The 21,635-nt window shown below is 51.2% G+C and carries 2 protein-coding genes; both read right to left on the bottom strand.

The window, feature by feature from the left end; all coding sequences use genetic code 11:
* Positions 1–12: 12 nt before the first annotated feature.
* A complete protein-coding gene (locus PXY01_RS05410) occupies positions 13–8,274 on the bottom strand; it encodes a hybrid non-ribosomal peptide synthetase/type I polyketide synthase (RefSeq protein WP_127568037.1) in 8,262 nt (2,753 codons plus the stop codon).
* A gap of 28 nt (positions 8,275–8,302) precedes the next feature.
* Positions 8,303–21,622: an SDR family NAD(P)-dependent oxidoreductase gene (locus tag PXY01_RS05415; protein ID WP_127568039.1), complete on the bottom strand. Its 13,320-nt coding sequence runs from the start codon at positions 21,620–21,622 to the stop codon at positions 8,303–8,305.
* Positions 21,623–21,635 lie beyond the last annotated feature (13 nt).

Here is a 21,635-nt window from a genome sequence, read left to right on the forward strand (position 1 = left end):
TCGCTCATATTGTTATTTCATAGCTTCCATTTCTACAGCTTTTGTGCCAAAGGTTGAGGTCGGCAACGAAACGCGGCGGACATTCTTGTTCCCATGGAGCGCTTCCCATGAAATCTTTCCTCCCTGAATCCAATACAAAGCGATTTTCTCCAAGTTATTCTCCTCTACTAGCATTTGAGAGACGGTCTCGCCTACTTTTCCTGATAGAAGGCCTCCCATACTTGCGTCTTCTCCGCATTCTCCTGTAAATAATGGAATAGACGTCCCTTCCCGATCAGCCCCATTCTCTTTACCGGTCGATACGACAAACTCCCTAAGAGCGGCAAGCAGCTCCTCCCGCGAGCTTACGACCATTGCCACGCGCCATTTCATCGCTTCGCGACCAGTCTGAAGCGTATAGGCAAGCTCTTGCAAGGAAATAGCAGGATGCTGCTCTAGATGGTGGTGCAATTGATTCGCGGCAACAAGTAATCGTTCCTTGCTATTGTCCGATAAGACCACGATTTCAGCCTTATTAGTCTCTATTGGTGCGGATTCTTCATACGGCGGGAGGTACTCTTCTAGAATGAAATGAACATTAGAGCCTCCCACTCCGAATGAGCTTACTGTCGCCCGCAGCGGAGCTTCCTGAGCTTCGCCTTGAAGCTCAATAACAGGCCGTTTCCACTCTTGAAGCTCGCGCTGCAAATAAAACGGAGTGCTGCTGAAATTGATGTTTGGATTTAATTTATCCGCTTTAATATGCGGAACCAGCTTGCGATGCCATAATTGCAAAATGACTTTGGTGAGCTGCGAAATACCTGAAGCCGCTTCTGCATGACCGATATTCGATTTGACCGAGCCGATCGCACAATATTGCTGCTCATTCGTAAATTTCCGGAATGCTTTGCTCAAAGCGGCAATTTCAATCGAATCTCCAAGAGAAGAGCCGTTAGCCGCAGCCTCTACATAGCTCACTGTCCGCGGGTCAATGCCAACTTTCGCAAAATTGTCTTCAATTAACTGTGCCTGCGCGTTTAGATTAGGAGTCGTAAAGCCTTGGCTATTTCCACCATGGTTGGTAGCCGAGGACTTGATGACAGCCAAGATGCAGTCTCCGTCCTGAACAGCCTTGCGGAGCGGCTTTAACAGTACTGCCCCGGCTCCTTCCGCCGGAAGGAATCCGTCTCCATCCGCAAAGCTTCTGCTGCCCTCATGACTTCCAATCAGCTGATTCTGACTTGATTCAATAAATTTTTTCGGACTTTCCAGCAGATTTCCTCCGCCAGCAACGGCCAGTTGACATTCACCCCTTCTCAGGCTTTCGCATGCCATATGAACCGCTACGGCAGAGGAGGAGCTCATCGTGTCGATCGATATGCTCGGACCCTGGAAATTAAAATAATGCGAAATTGGGTTTGCGACTGCAACCGATCCGAAGTGACTGACCCGATTGGTTGCCTCGCCATTCATGCCAGCATCACAAGAGCAGTATTTATGATACGTAGCGCCTATATAGACGCCAACCTTGGACTCGTGCTTCTTCTGCAGCGTCTCTCTCGTATATCCCGCGCTTTCAAGCAAATTCCAGATCACCTGCACAAATAACTGCTCCATCGGGTCCATTAAACTTACTTCATAAGGTGTAAGATGAAAATAGGCCGGATCCAACGGATCGATCCGATCCATGAAACCGCCCCATTTGCAGTAGGTTTTGCCCGGCTTATTCCTCTCCTTGTCATAATAAACCGCATGGTCCCAGCGGTCGCGCGGAATTTCGGTAATGCAATCCTTGCCCTCCTGGAGATTTCTCCAGAACTGCTCTATATTGTCCGCTCCTGGATATTTTCCGGCTACTCCGATGACTGCAATATCCATCATTCCTTGCTCTTGCCGCTTATCTTCTTGAGACTCAACTCGCGTTGGAGTATAACGGGGACGCAATGTTCGATGAGCAGCCCATTGAACAGGCTTAACGGGCTTACCAGCTTCTATGCTGGATGATACAATGACCTCCTGCTCAAGTCCGAACCATTCGACCAGCCGTTCGCGATACGTTTCCAGGAAATATTCCGTTAAGCTTCGGACATTCGGATATTCGAATAGAACAGTTCTCGACAGCGAACCGAACGTTTTTTCTAGTTGATCGTTTATTTCCATCGATTTTATGGAGTCAACCCCGTAGTTTTCAAGCGGCGTGTCCTCCTCGATCCGGTACGCAGGCAGCCCAGTTGAGGAAGAGAGCAGCTCTTTCAGATAATTAGCCGTTTTCTCACGCAGCACAGCATCGTTGTCGAAGGTGACTGATTTCATACCGGTAGCTTCCGTTCCACGGGCCTGTCCTCTAACCGTATCGGCGCCTTCTCGGATCTGTCCCTCCAAACCCATCATCCGGCGGATTGCCTCGATATCCCCTTCTACCACCATCGCCTGATCGGGAATTAGGCTTATGCACTGATACAAGGCTCTAATACCCGTCTCTGACTTCATCGCGTACATACCGGCTTGCCTCATTGCAGCCTCCGTGTGAGAATCGAGACGCATGCCGCCGTCCTTCCATAACGGCCAGTTAATGGACAACGTTTTACCGCTGCGCCGATTATCGGATACAAGTGAATTGCGGTACGAGGCATAGACATCCATAAAAGCATTGGCAGCTGCGTAATCGGATTGCCCCGCATTACCGCCCACTCCCGAACCCGAGGAGAAGAGGACGAAGAAATCAAGCGGGATGTCCTTGCTCGCCTTGTCCAGATGTACCAGTCCGGCTACCTTCGGCGCCAGAACCTCCCGGAACTCCCAAGTCGTCTTCTTAATCATGTAGTTATCCTTAATGATTCCAGCGCTGTGCAGAATGCCGTTCAGTCCGCCGTACGTCGCACGAATCTGTTCAATGAGGTCCGTTACCTCTTCCTTCCGCGTAACATCAGCCGTTCTATATTCCGCACGGGTCCCCAACGCCTTTAATTGCTCCAATCTCTCCTCAATATTCCGATTCAAAGGGGAGCGTCCTGTAACAATTAACACCGCATCTCTCGCCTGACGGGCAATGTCCGTTGCAACAATATATCCTACGCCCTTGGCGCCGCCGGTAATCAGATAAATCCCTCGATCTTTCCATGGCATGCTCACTTCCTTCGACGACAGCTCTATTTCCTCCCATACGGGAACCAAGCGCTTACCTTCCGCAAACCGGATGCGCTTGTCCTCGGGACGCCGGCTGCTCTGCTTAATAATATGAACAAGCCCTTTTGTCTCTTCCGCTGCCTCTACTTCAAGCAACTGCCCATGGAACCTCGGATTTTCTTTTCTAGCCGTATTCAGTATGCCAGACAGTCCGGAGAACAGCATTGCCTCACGATCGATAGTCGTTACGATTTGGACTAGTACATTGCCTTTAGGTTTGTCATTCAGGAGACTTTGCACCTTCTCGAATACTTGAACAGCATACGATTCATAGCGCCGCTCGATCTCATTCCCATCGGCATGCATAGCAATGCATTCCACTCCAGGTAAGGCTGCCTCGACATGCTCCGAAGCAATGCGGCCGGTTTCGCAAAGCATAACCACATGGCATTCGTACAAAATATCTGCCGCCTCTTCCGAAACAGCCTGCTCGTCCCAGAAAGGCTGGAGTATCATACAGCCCGTGGCTGTCTCACTAACATCCTCATCCTCGTAGGCACACCCTTTTAGTCTCACGCAAAGCCTGCCTTCCTTGTCGCACAAATCAATATCGTACTTCTGCGGTTCGCCTTGAGCCATAGCTCCTGCTCTGTGCCGGGCTACTGCCCACATTTCGGGAGCGCATGTCCCGAATAGCTCAAGCGACTCCAAAGCCGTCATCTGCATTGTGGTTTGTGGAGCTTTATCTGGGCGCTGGAAGTCGTTCACCGTATTCGACATCAAGTATGTCGGCAGCTGCAAAGCAGCGTCGATTAAGCTAGGATGCAGGACGAAGTGGTCCTCGGTCGTCTTGGCCACATTAGGCAGCGACAGCTTGGCCAACGCCAGCTCTTTTGTAATCTGTACTTGTTCTACAACTTGATTTCTTAAATCCGTATCTGCTCCTATTGTGCGATCATATAACCGAGCGATGGCAAGATGAGTGCAATCCGCCTGCAATTCCGTTATATTAAGCGTCTCGGCTTCATTCAGAATCATTAGCTCAGCGCTGCCGCGGCACAGCAGGAGCGAATCTGTGGAACCTTCCATATAAATATAAATTTGAAATTCAATTTCTCCCTGATCTAGCGAGAATAGTCCAATATGGACTTGCAGCGGCATCTCTCCATGGACCGGAGCATGAGTCCATATCGTATCCTTAATCACGATAGACGCCTGACCTTTCTCCAAATCAGTCAACGACTGTTCAATCGCTGCCCGGGCCATTTCAAGGCAGACCGCTTCCCGAAGAAGCAGCCCCCCGTCAGCTGTTACGTCTTTCCAATACAACTCCCCGTCGCCAAAGATTGAACTAAATCTTTGTTCCGATAGCACAGAAGTATTCCGATGCAGAAGCGGATGAAGTGGACGTTCCGTTCCGGAAACGGGCTTATCCTCTTCCACGGTTATCCAATACCGTTCCCTAGCAAATGGATATGGAGGCAGACTAATGCGGCGAGGTTTAACGCCACCGTAAAGCTTGTCCCAATCAATATGGACGCCGCTGACCCAGTGTGCGGCCAGTTTGTCATAATTTTCCATATTTATCCACAACTCGACCGCTGCATCCGACACTTCTTCCCGAACCGTTATACCCGGCGACTCATTGTCCTGTCTGGACCGTCCCTGATAAAGCTGCGTAATATCGGTCCTTCCCATTACATATGCCCGCAGCTTGTCTCCAAGCTCCTTCACCGATTCCACGACGACAGCTAGACGCTCTTCCATCGCCTCGCGTCCACTCTGCAAGGTGTAAGCAATATCCGCGAGTTCGCAGTCGGCCAATTGGTTTTGGTCCAGAAACGAAGCCAGTCGAGCTGCCTGCTCTTTCAACGCCTCATGATTTTTCGCCGACAGCACAATGACAGCCGGACCTTGAGCAGAGACAGGAGGCAGGGTACAATCGTGCTCCTGAGGAATAAACTCCTCCAGAATGAGATGAGCATTGGCACCTCCAGCCCCAAAGGATGAGATCCCGGCGATTCTCGGATATTCCCGTCTCTCGCCGTTCTCTTCGATTACCGGACGCTTCCACTCGGCAAGCTCCTGCTGAACGACAAACGGTGTCTTTGCAAAATGAATGTTCGGGTTCAACCGCTCAGCATTCAGGCTAGGGACTATTTTCCGATGCTTCATCTGCAGAATGATTTTGGTAATTCCCGCAATCCCAGCGGCCGATTCCAAATGACCGATGTTCGATTTAACCGAGCCGATGGCACAATAATTCGTATCCTGCGTATCTTTCCTGAACGCTTGGGTAAGTCCGGTAATTTCAATCGGATCGCCGAGCTCCGTTCCGGTGCCGTGGGCTTCGATATAACTGACCGTTCGAGCATTGACGCCGGCTTTATCTAATGCCTCTCTAATTAACTCGCCCTGTGCTACCGGATTAGGTACGGTATAGCCGTTCGTTTTGCCGCCATGATTGATACTCGTTCCCCGGATAACGGCATAAATTTGGTCGTTGTCCGCAATGGCGCGGGACAAAGGCTTTAGAAGCACTACGCCTGCACCTTCACCAGGAACAAAACCGTTGCCACCTGCTCCAAAGCTCTTACAGCGTCCGTCCGGCGACAGCATCCTCATCGCGCTCAGAAAAACGTAACTGGAAGGGTGTAAATACAGGTTAACCCCCCCGGCTATGGCCATCTCGCATTCTCCGTTATAGATATGCTCGCAGGCCTCATGAATTGCGGTCAACGAGGAAGAGCACATCGAATCGATCGGCAGGCTCGGCCCTTTCAGATTCAAAAAATACGATACTCGGTTTGCGACTGAACTGAAGGATGTGCGCGGGAAAATAGACTGTCCCCGCTTCCACAGCCCCGGTCCGTACAAGTTGAATCCCGTTCCGGTAATTCCAGCAAAGACTCCGACTCTCCCCTTATATTTCGCTGCAAGCTGCTCTCTCGTATATCCCGCGTCTTCGAAGACCTTCCAGCATTCCTCCAGAAAAATTCGTTCCTGCGGGTCCATACTCATCGCTTCCCGGGGGGAAATATTAAAGAAGAGAGGATCGAAATCCGCAAATTCATCGATGAATCCCCCCCATTTCCCATAGCTCCAGCCCTTCTCTACCGCTTCCTTGATATCAGGAGAGTAGAAATGCTCCATCTTCCAACGGTCTGCAGGAATTTCCGTTATGCAGTCCTCCCCTTTCTCTAGATTACTCCAATACTCCTCGATGTTTTTCGCCTTCGGATATCTACCGCTTATCCCAATAATCGCGATAGGCTCGCGTCTATTGCCTGTTTCTCCTTCGATCGTGCCGCTTCTACGTGCGATCTTTTCTTCCCGTTCCGGTGCGGGCGGGGTGGCTGGTTCGCTCTTCACAGAAAAGGGTGTCGCTCTATGTGCAGGCTCCTCTGCCGGCTTCGGCTTGCGTTCCCCTCCTGTCCAGCGCATACATTCTTTCGGGTATTCCGTTACAAAATAGTCCGCCAACGCTTCAAGAGTCTGATATTCATAAAACAAGGTCATGGATATATCGTTAAAAATTTCTCGAAGCTTCTGATTAAGTCTTGTAATCATAATAGAATCGATGCCATAGCTCTCCAAGGGCTCGCTAGCATCGATCTTGTCGATACTTAATTTAGTGACCTCTCCAAACAGCAGCTTAAGCCGTTGTAATGTGTTGGCCGCAAGTAGATTCGGATTATCCGGTGCGTCGTCTAACTCCTCGTCCTGCGTATGTTTAACCGTTGTGGCCGAAAGCAAATGCTCTCGCAGCCTGGACACGGTTCCTTCAATCACCATCGCTTGTGACTGACCTGACGCCAGGGCGTCATATAAAGCCTTGATTCCGTTTGACTCCTGCATGGCGACCATGCCAATGCTTCGCCAAGCGATCTCCGTCTCTTCATCGACACGCATTCCCCCGTCCTTCCACAGGGGCCAATTGACAGATAAAGTCTGCCCTTTACGCAGCTTTAATGCACTCAGACCGTTTCGGTATGCGGCATAGGCATCCATGAAAGCATTAGCCGCCGAGTAGTCGGCTTGACCAGGATTGCCCATAACTCCTGCAATAGAGGAGAACAAAATAAAGAAATCAAGCTCCTGATCCTTCGTCATCTCATCCAGGTTCACCAATCCCATAACCTTAGGAGCTATTACATCCGCGAATTCTTCTGGCGTTTTATTGATAAGAAACCGATCCTGAATCACCCCGGCGCTGTGAATGATACCATTCAGAACGCCGAACTCCTCTCTAATACTATGAACGAGTCTTGCAGTCTCCTCCGTCCTAGCTACATCAGCCCGTCTGTATTCCACGCGCGCCCCCTGCGCCCTCAGCTCTTCTATTACCGCTTGTTTGTCTCCGCTTAACATAGAACGGCCCACGAGAACGATCACAGCCTCGCTGACCTGCCGCACGATTTCTCGAGCAAAAACGAGCCCTAGGCCTCCCATGCCGCCGGTAATCAAATACACTCCCCGATGCTTCCAAGGCGATTGCCCAGCTGGGCCGATCGGTTTCATCTCGTTCCAACCGAGTACCAAACGTTTGCCATTCTCATACCGCACCCTTTTAACTTTAGGATGTCGGCTGTTTTCTTCCAGGCTCTCCATTAACCGTTCTACGTCTGCAAAATCCAATTCGATAAGCTGCCCTGTAATCTTCGGATTTTCTTTCTCAGCGGTCTGCAGTATTCCCAGAAGACCCGCGAATGGCTGTTGTCCGCTTGGCGAGGAAACAACGATCTGGATGAGAACGCTGTCTCTATTGTTATCTTTGAGAATAGACTGCACTTCCGCAAGCAGCTGGAGGGCGTACGCTTGAAAGCGTTCGCCCATCCCTCCTTGAACGGCTTGCAATTGAATGCAACGCGCGCCTTTCAGGCGCGCCTCAATCGTCCGCTCCGAGATACCGTCCAGCTCGCAAAGCACGACCAGACGCTGACCAAATTCAGGGGTCGCTGCTTTATGAAGGTCGGCTTGCTCCTTCCAGCAAGGCTCCAGCATAAGAACCGAACAATCCGAAAGGAATTCACCATTACCTTCTTCGCTTTGCGATGTAGGCTGGGAAGCCCTTTGGGCTTGCCATTGGCGTAGCTTACGAAAGGCATCCTCTTTCCGCATTCGCCCGCTCTTTACCTCGCTCAGAATATAGTGAAGATAATCCTTCATTATTGAATGCCCCCTAACTAATGAAAACTTATATGGTGAGTAAATTGAGGATTTCGTCGACAGCCTCGTCAACAGACTTCTTATCCTTCATCAGCTCGTCCATGAGCCTGTCGCACGCTGCTTCGTCGAAATCTGCATCGCTTCGGTATTGGGGCCTCAATGCTTGGGCTTTTACCTGATCCTTGCTCTCAGACATCCAGTAACGTTCCTTCGCGAACGGATAGGTAGGCAGACTGACGCGGCGAGGTCGTTGCTCCGGATAGAGCTTGCCCCAATCTACATTCAGCCCTTTGACCCAAAGCTCCAGCAGCTTCGAATATTTTTTCTTAGAAATCCAAAGCTCTACAACCTGCTGCAGATCTTCGTCCCCAGCAAATATCGCCAGTGCCTCTCTGTTGCGTTTGACCTGTCCCCGATACATATTAGGGATGCTGTGGCGTCCGTTTACATATTGCTTCAGCTTGTCCTCAAGCTCCTCGATGGACTCCACAAGCAGTGCAAGTCGTTCCTCCATCGGTTCGCGGCCCACCTGAAGCGTGTAAGCAATATCAGCCAATTTGGCATCCGATAGTTGGCCCTGCAGCGCTTCCAGCAGCTGCCGTCCCTTCTCTTGCAGTTGCTTCTCGCTCTTGGCCGATAGTACGATCATAGCCGGTCCTGAATAGGAGACCATCGTCTCTGGTTGCTCATAGCGTTCTGGTACATACTCTTCCAGCACGATATGGGCATTCGCCCCTCCCGCCCCGAAGGATGATATACCAGCCCGTCTCGGACATTCTTCTAATACTCCGTTGATTTCAACGACAGGCCGGTTCCATTCCTCCAGCTTTTGCTGGACGACGAATGGAGTGCTGACGAAATCGATCTCTGGATTTAACGTACTTGAATGCAGAGATGGGACCAGCTGACGGTTCTGAAGCTGCAGCAGTATTTTGGTCACCCCTGCAATGCCTGCTGCGCTCTCGCAATGACCGATATTAGATTTAACCGATCCGATGGCGCAGAACTGTTTATCCTTGGTGAATTTTTCGAACGCTCTCGTTAATCCTGCAATTTCGATAGGATCTCCCAACACCGTACCGGTTCCGTGGGCCTCTATATAGCTGACGGTTCTTGCATCTACATTGCAGCGCCGGAGCGCATCCTCGATCAATCGGGCTTGCGACAGAGGGCTCGGAACCGTATACCCGTTCGTTTTACCCGAAGCGTTAAGCATACTTCCTTTGATAACGCCATAAATATGGTCTCCGTCTGCAATCGCCTTCTCCAATGGCTTCAACACAATTGCGCCGACGCCCTCTCCATCGACGAATCCGTCTGCTTTATCGCCGAACGTTTTGCATTCGTTCGTGTTGGAAAGCATCGTCATGGCCGACAGCTTGATATAGTGGATTGGGTCCGCAATCACGTTGACTCCGCCAGCAATGGCGCACTCGCTTGTGCCGCTGTATAAGCTTTCCAAAGCTAGATGGATCGACGTCAGCGACGAAGAACAAGCGGTATCAATCGCCATGCTCGGCCCCTGGAAATTCAAATGGTAGGAAACCCGATTGGCAATGGAATGGTACTGAGGACCGAGTCCATAGTTTCCATTCATTACGCCTACGAATACGCCGACTCTTCGGCTCTCGCACAAATTGGCAGGCGTATACCCAGCATCCTCTATGCTTGCATATGCAGCTTCCAGAAAAATTCGTTCCTGCGGGTCCATTCGCTCGGCTTCTGCAGGAGTAATATTAAAAAACAACGGATCGAAATGATCGACACCTTCGATAAAACCGCCCCATTGAGTGTAAATGGTGCCCCAGTTCCCTTTCTCTTGGTCATAATAGGCTTTCCAATCCCAACGGTCCCGCGGAATTTCTGTTATGCAATTTTTCCCTTCTTTCAGGTTCTCCCAGTATTCTCCGATATGACGGGCTCCTGGATAACGCCCGGACAGCCCGATTATCGCAATATCCCGGATGTTAGACGACGGCACCGCCGGTTTCTCCACTTTACGTTCAGACTGAAGGAAGCGGCCTCTCTTACTCGATCTAATCGGGTTGATCGTCTCAATTTGCGGAGCAGGAGCTTCTTCGAAACGGATAAGCTTCTGCTCCTTCATGCCCGTCAGCTTCTTCAACGAATCCTTCTGCGTTTGCATAAGGTGTGCAACCAGATCATCGATTGTGTTGTACTCGAAGAACAGCGTGCTCATAAAGCCTTCGATATCTTCGCGCAGCACATTCGTCATTTGCACGACCAGTATCGAATCGATCCCGTATTCCTCCAAGGCAACCGTAGTATCGATTTGGTCCGGTGACATTTTGAGCGTATCGCCTATCAATTGCTTAAAGTAAGCCCTGCTTTTGTCACGCAGCACCTGTTCCTCTTCTACCAGAACAGCCGTGGTGCCCGGATTGGATGGTCGTTTCTCCGCAGCCGCAACCGAAATACGCTTTTCTGTCGATACCGCCCGTGTATGATGCCGTTTTTGACGTACTACGCCATCGCTTTGGGCCATAATAATTTGCTGTCCCCAATCATGTGCTTCCTGCGCTGGGAATAACATGCTCCGGAAGCCTTCCTTAGCCAATACGACCTCCCACATCTGTGGATAGAGCCCTGGACAGCCGGGAATACGCAATGACGAATCCTCATACGCCCACCATCCGTCCAGCAGACCAAAGGTTAGATGGGTAAACACGCTGCTACCGGTAATCTCGTTCAACAGAAGCAGCCCTTTCGTCTTCAACGCCGCTTTCGCATTTCGCAGCGTCTGACGAATATCTTTGGCGGTATGGAGCACATTAGCGGCAATGACAATATCGTATTTGCCCGCTTCAATGCCTTGTCCGGCGATAGGTTCTTCCACATTAAATATCCGATAGCTCAAGTACGGATAATGCGGCCCGAATTCTTGCTCCGCGTGCATCAAGAAGGCTCTCGAAATATCCGTATAGCAATATTCCCGGATATGCTTACGGTACGGCTCCAATTTACGGAATACCGTTGCACTCGTTCCACCGGTACCTGCACCAATTTCGAGGATGGTGATTTCCGCAGCAGGATCAGCCTCGATTCTCTCTCGGATATATGCCAATGCCGTATCGCCAAGCACCTCGTTAAAGTAGTCAACAGCCAGATTGTTTTTGTAGATTCCTTCTACCAATTTCGTAGACGAATCAGGGAACATAATCTCCGTTGCAGCGGTTTTTCCGGCGAGAATAGACGGTAATGCTCGAAGCGTCTTTTCGACCAAAATGACCCTCGCTTTCATCTGCGCATTATCCAGCCATATCCGCTTACGATCGTCCCATTCCTGCCAGACGTCCTCCCAATCAGCCAAGCCGAGTGCTTTGTCCTTGTTATCCAGCCGGTTCAGAATCTCTATGCTTTCGTTCAACCATTTGGCATACAGGTCAGGCAACTGGAGCTTACGATTGAAATCGTCGAGCGATTGACGATCGGTGCCTGAAAGCCCCATATGACGAAGCTGCTCCCGCAGCAATCTGGCTAGAAGCTGCTCCATCTCCTGTTCCTGCTCAGCGGTACCCTCCTCACTAGCATAGCTTTCGATAAACGCTCTCTTCGGCTTTATAGAAGCGGTTATCGTATCCTGTATATCCCTCAGCTCCGGATTGGCGTTGTGCTGGTACAGCACAACCGATTCCGCTGGGTTCGTTCCTTCCATGTCCAAATGCTTCGTTGTTTTCATCAGCCCCATCTGATCTACCTGTGAAGCAAGCAGAATCTCAAGCGCCTCCATGCCTTCTTGCGGTGTAATCAGTCCAACGCCGATTTGCGCCAGCTTGGAGTAGTTTTCCACTTCCTGCCGCGCAGCTGCGGAGTTGTTGTTCTCGCCGCTGCCCCAGTATCCCCAGTTCATAATTTTTACCGCGCAGCTCCATTCACGCGAAAGACGATGAGCGAATGCGTCCTTGAACGCACATCCCGCTGCATAGCCGCTCTGCCCCGGATTTTTAACATGAGCGATAATGGAAGAGAAGAACAACACGAAATCAAGCGGCTCTTGCCGGAACACCTGCGCCATGCGCACACTTACATCGACCTTAGCCGAAAGTGCCGAGCGGAACGTCTCCTCCGTTAAGTCGGCCAGACCTTGCTCTGAGAAAGAGATGGCAGAGTGGACAACGCCATTGATACGGGAATACCGCAGCTTGATTTCCTCAAAGGCACGCTTCAACGCTCTCTCATCCGCTACGTCCGCCGAAATATAGTAAGGCACAGGCCCCAATCCTGCGAATCCGTTCAGTTTGGCCTGAATAGAGTCATCCATAGGTCTTCTGCCTATCCACACCAACTGCGCGTGATAAGTGCGCGCCATATACTTGCTCCACGCTTCGCCGATATTGCCGGCACCTCCAATTACGACATAGACGCCATCGGTTCTATATAACGTCTGTCCTGTAGAGCCAGCCGTCTCCTTGAACGGAATAAGCTGTTGGCGGTACCACTGATTGTCTCTGAACGCCCACATCCTTCCCTGGCGGTCCGGTGGCAGTGCAAATAGATCTGATAATGACCAGTCGCTATCCGATTGAAGGTCGACGATCCGAATTTTCCAGTTCGGATATTCCTTTGCCATAGTGCCTGCTAAGCCATGGAGACTTGCATGCGTAGGATGAACAGAATCGTATGAATCGATCGGCTGAGCTTGCGTCGTGATCGTAGTCCATCCAAGCTTCTTAGTTCCGTATCCTAGCAGAAGCATTGCTTTGATCATTCTAAAGAATAGAATCGTTCCTTCTTCCTGTTCCTTGATTAAGGATTCGTCCGTTACTGATTCAACATGATTGCTTGGCGCTAACCACAGAACGTGATCAACCGACCCGTATGCTTCCACCTTAGCGGCAACCGTCTCGATTGTATCCTGCGCTTGAAGGTCCAACAAATACGCTCCCGGATAAAGCTCTTTAATCGTTTGCTTGTCCTGTTCGGTGCCGCCTGCGGCAATAACCCGATCTGTCGGCAACGGAGAAAGCGCACCTTTGGTTACTTCTACGGTGTCCCATCTCGGAACAAGCTTAACAGCACCGACTAGCGAGCTTACAGCACCTCCTTCAGCTGCTCCAGCATGGCCGCGCTCCGTGCGGATGTCTCCCTCCAGCGCTCGGGTCGATAGCCCCCTTATCCTGACGCAGACATTTCCTTCCTCATCGCACAAGTCAATATTGAGCCTCTGTACCTTATCCTCACTCTTGCTGCCTTCGCTAAATTGAATCCATGACCACATGGTAGGGGTGCACGCCCCGTAAATTTCGATCTCTTCAAGAGCAAATGGCATGAGAGGTCTTCGCGGCATCTCGCTTCCCAGCTTTATTTCGCCCTCTTGGCCCATAATCAAGCCGATAGATGCATGTAAGGCAGCATCCATCAAGCTTGGGTGAAGAACAAAATGATCCGCTGTGTTAGCGATAGAATTAGGCAATTCCAGCCTAGCCAATACTTTGCCCGGATGCGTATATACCTTCTTCACGCACCGATACGATGGGCCATAGTCCATTCCCATCTCGCGGAAAGTATCATAGCAGTACGAGCCGCTGAAACTGCCTTGTTCAAAGCCCGCCCGCAGATGCTTCACGTTCAACGACGGTCTATGCGCGAGATGAATCTGCTTCGCATTCCCCTGACTGTGAATCGTTTGCTCCGCATCGCTGCCGATTCGTCCACTGTAGACTTCAAAGCTGATGGCTCCACCTTCCTCAAGAGTAAGCCGGATATGCGCAGAGACAGGTTCATCTCCCACGGCAACAGGCCGGATCCAGTTCACGTTAGTCAGCCGGATGCCTGTTATGCCGTTCTCCTCTACGCCGATGGAACGCTCCACAGCTGCTCGCGCCATCTCAAGATAAGCTACGCCAGGCAGAACCTTCTGTCCTTTCACGATATGATCCTTGAGGAAATACTCCTCGCCTGTAAACGTTGAACTGAACCGCTGTTCTATAAAGTCGGAAGTGTTATGATGCAGTATTGGCGACAAGAAAGAAGCAGCAGGCGTGATCGTCTCAATGACGGCGCCGTCGCTCTTCGTCTCATTAGCAGCAGGTACCCAGAAGCGATCCCTTGCAAATGGATAAGTAGGCAAGCTAATTCTGCGCGGCTTCTCCTCTCCATAAAGCTTGCTCCAATCCAACACCAGTCCCGCTACCCAAAGCTCAGCTAGCTTCGCATACTTACCCTTACTCATCCAAGCCTCGACCGTTCTGGCCATATCCTCGTCGATCTCCAACGGGATTAGCCCTCCCTTGTTACGCTTGACCCGGCCTCTGAACAGTCCTTCAATGCTTTCTAGCTGCTGGATGAAGCCCTCCAGCTTCCGGTCCAGCTCTTCGCTGGAGGCTGCGATAATGGCAAGACGCTCGTCCATTGCTTCACGTCCGACCTGCAGCGTATAAGCGATGTCCGCAATATCGCCATGGAGGACCTCCGGGTTCCGGATGGCAGACAGCAGCCTTTGCGCTTGCTCGTCGAGCCTTTCCTTGCTCTTGGCCGATAATACGATCATGACCGGATTCGGGAAGGCACGATCCGCTTTTGACTGGATAGGCTCCGCTGGGATATATTCCTCGATTATGACATGGGCGTTAGATCCACCCGCACCGAACGCAGAAATTCCCGCAGCCCGTGGATATTCCTTCGTTTCGCCGCTAAGCGTAACCACAGGTCTCACCCACTCTCCCAGCTGCTGCTGAACTTTAAACGGACTGCCGCTGAAATCGATATTAGGGTTCAACGTGCTTGCATGCAGGGAAGGCGCCAGCTTCCTGTATCTCATTTGCAAGAGCACCTTCGTTACGGCGGCTACACCGGCTGCACTCTCGCAGTGCCCAATGTTCGACTTCACGGACCCGATTGAGCAAAATTGCTTATCGCTGGTATACTGTTGAAAAGCTTTTTGTAAGCCTGCTATTTCAATCGGGTCGCCTAGCGGAGTTCCCGTTCCATGGGCTTCGATATAGCTAATCGTTCTCGGATGGATGCCTGCTTCCTGAATGACTTGACTGATGACGCTCGCCTGCGCATTCGGGTTCGGTACCGTGTATCCGTTCGTTTTCCCGCCATGGTTAACCGCCGTCCCTTTAATGACGCCATAGATCTGGTCGCCGTCCTCGATCGCTTTGGACAACGGTTTGAGCAACAGCGCCCCGACTCCTTCGCCTGGCACATAACCGTCCCCTTGTCCGAAGCTTTCGCATCTTCCGTTGCTAGAGGCAAAGCTTCCTTGGCCGAGCAAAAGATACTTGTTAGGATGGACGGACACATTCACTCCTCCCGCAACCGCTAGCTGGCATTCACCATTCTGTAAGCCTTTGCAGGCCATATGAATGGCGGTCAACGAGGAAGAGCACATCGTATCGACAGCTATGCTTGGCCCATTAAAATTGAAGAAGTAAGATACACGGTTAGCAATAGCCGCGGCGTTGCCGAACAGCCCTGGCATGCTTCCCTTAGCTTGCTCCAAAGCTCCGTAAAGCTGATACTCATGGTACATTACCCCGACATATACACCGACATTGCCTCCAGCGCCACCTAAATCCCGATCAGCGCTAAGAGTCTCGCGCGTATAGCCTGCATCTTCAATCGTTCCGTAAACGCATTCCAGGAATAACCGTTCCTGTGGATCCATCGCTTCCGCTTCTCTTGGCGAAATGTTGAAGAATAGCGGATCAAAGCGGTCAACCCCTTGAATAAACCCGCCCCACTTGCTATTGGTTTTTCCCGGCTTACCTCTTGTTTCATCGAAGTACAAGCTGTGGTCCCAGCGTTCCTTAGGAATCTCCGTTATGCAGTCCTTCCCGTCCCTCAAATTCATCCAGAACTCGTTAATATTCTCCGCGCCCGGGTATTTGCCCGACACCCCGATAATAGCGATATCCAACGCTTTCTTCTCAGGACGGAGCTGCGAAGCTGACGGAAGCTTCCATGATTGGCGGCGTCCCTTCGATAACGGAGTCAAAGACTTTATAGTCGGTTGGGAAGCAGCTTTCGGTTCCTCAGCAGGTGGAATAGCAGCTTTCTCCACCTGCATAATATTTATCAGCAAATCCCGATACATCTCCAGGAAATAAGAGGTCAACGCCCGGATATTCTGATATTCGAAAAATAACGTTTTGGGCAATGAACCAAACGTTCGTTCCAATTCATTCGTCAGCTGCATGACCACGATCGAGTCAATCCCGTACCTGTCCAGCGGCGCCTCTGCAAGAATGCTCTCAGGCGGCAGCTTGATTACGCTCGAAAGGATCGTTTTCAAATAAGCTTCTGTTCTTTCCCTTAACTCTTCTTCCTCAATTCTGGATGTGCCGTCTATTCCGAATACGGAACGTTCCGCGGAGAGGACCTCCGTTGGCCTTCCGAGAATGGACTCCTTAATCAATCGAGGATCCCCTTCAATGACCATCGTCTGGCTTCTGCCGGATGACAGACTTCGGTGCAAAGCTTGAATACCATTGGACGTTTGCATGGCAACCATACCTAAGCCCCGCATTGCCTTTTCTGTTTCCTTGTCGACATGCATGCCTCCATCGCTCCACAACGGCCAGTTGACGGACAGCGTTTGCCCATGACGCTGCTGTGCCGCCACCAGACCATTTCGGTAGGTCGAGAATGCATCCATGAAGCCGTTAGCGGCAGCATAATCAGCCTGCCCCACATTGCCTAAGCTTCCAGCGAGTGAAGAGAACAGAATAAAGAAATCGAGAGGCAGAGCGCGGCTGGCTTGGTCAAGATGAATCAGCCCGGCTACCTTTGGTGCCAGCACTTCCCGTACTTCTTCTCTTGTCTTCTTAATAATGAAATTGTCCCGGATCAAGCCAGCCGTATGCAAAATACCATGAAGGCAACCAAATTGCTCCACGATACCGTTAATTAATCCGACTGCTGACTCCCTGAGACTTACATCCGACTGCCTGTATTCGACACGTCCGCCTAGCGCACGCAGTTCATCCAATCGGGCTTGCTTATCCACCGAAAGCGGTGATCTTCCGACCAGCACGACGGTGGCATCATTCACGCTGCTTAATATGTCTCTGGCAAAAATCAGACCCAGACCGCCTGCGCCACCCGTAATAAGATAGACTCCGCCATCTCTCCACAACGGGGCCGCATCCGCTTGCAGCGCTTCGCTTTCATGCCACCTTAACACCTGCCGTTTGCCTCCATCGTACCGAACCCGTTCCCCGTACCGGTCCCCCCGGTTCTCGAGCAATTTGCTGAGAACAGCCTCCGGCCCATCCTCAGCATCAAGCTCAAGCAGTTGGCCGATGAATTGAGGGTTTTCTTTTTGGGCGGTTCTCAGCATGGCATATAACCCTGCATTTACTTGCCCGTCGTTTCGAGCGGTAACAGCAAGCTGAATCAGCACATTCTGTTTCGATTTGTCCAGCAATATCATTTGCAATTGTTCAAACAGCTGAAGAGAATACTCTTCATACCGAGCGGCCATATCCGTGCCAGAGGACTTCAATGCAAGACAGCGGGCACCGCTTATCCGCTCTTGAATCTCTTCTTTGGTTATAGCCTCCACATCGCACAAAATTACAAAATGGCGGATGTCATCGGACATGCCTGCGCTTACCGGGGCAGCCTGCTCCTCCCAGACAGGCTCAAGCATCAGCACTCCTGGGTTCTCAGCTTGAATCGCTCCCCCTTCCATTACTCTGGAAGAAAGTCCGTTCATTTGGACGCAAATCTTTCCGGTCTCATCACATATATCAATATTTACCGTATATAGTCCGTTCGACGGCTCTTCGTTTCTAACTCGCGTTACGCGAGCCCACATAACAGGCTGGCATCGCTCGACAAGAATGAGCTCCTGCAAAGCAAAAGGCAAAGCAGGCCCGCCTGCAGACGAGGATGCTTCCGAATCGATTGCAAAGCCGATTGCAGCCTGCAAGGCTGCATCCATTATGGCTGGGTGCAAGACATATTCATGCTGGGTATGAGATACAGAGGCAGGCAGAACAAGCTTGGCGAGGACATAATCCTTGCCTCGGAGGATCGTATCAATGCCCCGATGTCCCTCCCCGTATTCAATTCCCATAGCGCTGAAAGCATCATAGCAACGGTCTGAAGACAGCGGGCTGCGGTTACATTCTAATCGTAATGCGTTCAAGTCGAGCATCTGAAGATTGCTCGCTTCCTCTAGTACAGCCACTCCTTGACTGTGTATCGTCCCCTCGGAACCGGCTTCCGGCACGCTGCAAATTTCATACGCAATTTCTCCATTGTCCGAAGGAAACAGACGAGTGTGTATGGTTACTGTGTCACCGGCTGCGACGACAGGACGGGCCCACACGACATTGTTCAGCCGAACTCGTTTATCTCCATCGACAAGCGCCATCGTCGCTTGTTCTACAGCTGCCCGCACCATTTCAAGGTACACAACTCCGGGCAGTACTTGCTTCCCTCTCACTCTGTGATCCGATAGAAAAAATTCCCGACCTGTAAAGGCAGAACTGTAGCACGGTCCTGCCAGGTCGGAAATATTATGATGCAGCAATGGATGAATTTGCGTCGCAATAATAGCGCTGGTATTTCTCTGTACCAGTTCCGCCTCCGTCAACCAATAGCGTTCTCTCTTGAACGGATAGGTCGGCAGACTGATTCTGCGAGGCATTACTGATCCGTATAAAGCGTCCCAATCGATGCTTGCTCCCTTAATCCATAGGCTGGCCAACTTATCGATCCTTCTCTTTCTTATCCAGGTTTGGACCAAGGGCTCGATATCCAGATCCGGATCAAGGAGGTCTGTTCCACCCCCCATATCATTCACGTAGCCAGTAAGTACGGCCACGGGTGAGTCTCCTCGAACAAAGCTCTCCAGCGATTCGATCAGACCTTCCTTGGAATCCGCCACATAGGCAAGACGCCAATCCATCGCCTCTCTTCCCACCTGCAGCGTATAAGCCAGATCACTCAGGCTCACGCTTTCGTTCGCTTGAACATAGCCCAGCATATCCTTCACATAGGCTTTCAACGACTGTTCGCATTTGGCGGACAGCACAAATAGCACCGGGTGATCTCGATCCACCGGAGCTGGGCTCGCCGCAGAAGCTGCAGGCACATATTCCTCGATCACGATATGCGCATTGGTGCCACTGAATCCAAAAGAGCTTACGCTTGCCCGCCGAGGCCCCCCTGATTCCGGCTCCCAATTCCGCAGCTTACTGTTAATATAAAACGGGCTATCTTCTAGATTAATGTGCTCATTTAACGTCTCAAAGTGGATCGTAGGCGGCAACTGACGGTGCTTCATCGCAAGCAGCACCTTCATTACGCCGGCCACGCCTGCCGCAGTCAGCATATGCCCCATATTGCTTTTCAGCGATCCTAGCGCACAGTAGTCCTTCTTGTCGGTGAAGGAACGGAACGATTCGGTAAGACCTTCCACCTCGATCGGATCGCCCAGCTTTGTACCTGTCCCGTGAGCCTCCACCATCGTAATCGTTTCGGGGTTAATACGGAAACGCCGAAATACCTCTTGTTCCAATGCGATCTGCGAGTTGACGCTCGGAGCGGTTATCCCATTCGTTTTTCCATCCTGATTGACCCCCCATCCCCGAATAATGCCAAGAATCGGGTCCTGATCCCTAATGGCATCCGACAGCCGTTTTAATAGGATCACGCCAACCCCTTCCCCGGGAACAAATCCGTTCGCTCGGGAATCAAATGTAAAGCACCGTCCATCTTTAGACAACATGCCGGCCTTGCTGGTCATAATATGCATCCCTGGCCCTGCCATAACCATGACGCCTCCGGCCAAAGCGAGGTCGCAAGTTTCCAATACAAGGCTGTTGCAGGCTTCCGCTATTGCAACCAACGAGGAAGAGCACGCAGTATCAATAGCAAGAGACGGGCCTTTCAAATTGAGCAGGTATGAAATCCGAGCCGATAATATCGAAGGCGCTCCTCCTAATAGAACTTGTGCATTTAACCCTTCGCCGTTCATCGACCTTCCGTAATCGCTGGCTGCGCATCCTGCGAATACGCCGCAGCGGCTTCCAGACAGCGAAGCTGGGTTGATGCCTGCATCTTCAATACATTTCCAGCTTGCTTCAAGAAACAGTCGCTGCTGCGGGTCCATCATCTCAGCTTCCGCCGGAGACAAATGAAAGAATAACGGGTCAAATTTATCCGCATCCTCCAGAACGCCCATCCACTTACTGTATGTTTTGCCTTGAGCTTTAGGATCTGCATCGTAATATTCCTCCAGTGACCATCGGTTCGAAGGAATTTCCGAAATACAGTCCCTGCCATGCTTCAGATTGTCCCAAAATTCGGCCAACGTTCGGGATTTGGGAAATTGCCCCGCCATCCCTATAATCGCAATCGAATCCATTGCTCCCCGGTCGCGGCTGCGTTGTGAAGCTGCCGCACGCTTTGCAGCATCGACACGCTTGACCGACCTAGGCGAATCGCTAGACGGTAGCTGCCCGTAAGCAGATTGAATCCGCTCCTTTACATCGTGCTGATTCACGAACGTTATATCTTGCATCTTGATTTCCTTCTCTATCGTAGCCTCCAGCTTTCCCCTTATCGGCTGAGCCATATGATTTTTCAGTTCAATCAATGACTCTCTAGGCGACTCGGACAGTTTTCTTGCCAGCTGGATGGCGTGCGGCACTACCTCGTTTCTCGGAAGGACAGGAAATGGAATCCCTTTGGCCGCCAAATCCGAACCGCTGTATCTGGTGCCCGTAAATAAAATTTCCTGCGCCAAGCCAACCCCGAATTTCTCAGGAAAAATGAGCGTCGAGCCCGCTCCGGGCGTAAAGCCGTATTTCATAAAGTTGGCGGTATAGAAGCTTTCTCGGCTCATGACGACAAAATCGCAAAACATCCCCATACACCAGCCTGCGCCAATTCCATGCCCCTGCATAGCGGCAATGACCGGCAGCTTACAATCCAGCGCAATCCGGTAAACGTTCGTGTCGCTGTATTTCGCTTTTCCTTCATGGATGGCCAGCAGTCCTTCCTGCGTGCCGCCCGTGGCGAAATAGGTATCGTATCCTGTCAGAATGACAACTTTGTAACGCTCGTCAGCTTGAACCGTCTCGAACGCATCATTAAGCGCTGCAATCAGCTCGTTCGAAAACGTATTTTTATGAATCGTATCCTTCATGGTCAACAGAACGATGCCATCCTCGACTTCCTGCAGCTCAACTACGGACCGCATGCTGCTTTCATTACCGCTGATGTCCTCTTCATGCGAATCCTGTTGTGCGGCAGCTTCCGGAGAGTGCTCCGGAAGTCCGCCAATCGCTTGCAGTAATTGTTTCTCGGCATCTTCAGAAGTGATTTCACCTGTTTGCAGTGCACGAAAGATCTCTTTGGTATCCATGAAAATGCCCTCC

The sequence above is a fragment of the Paenibacillus xylaniclasticus genome (assembly GCF_004001065.1).
GTDB lineage: Bacteria > Bacillota > Bacilli > Paenibacillales > Paenibacillaceae > Paenibacillus_T > Paenibacillus_T xylaniclasticus.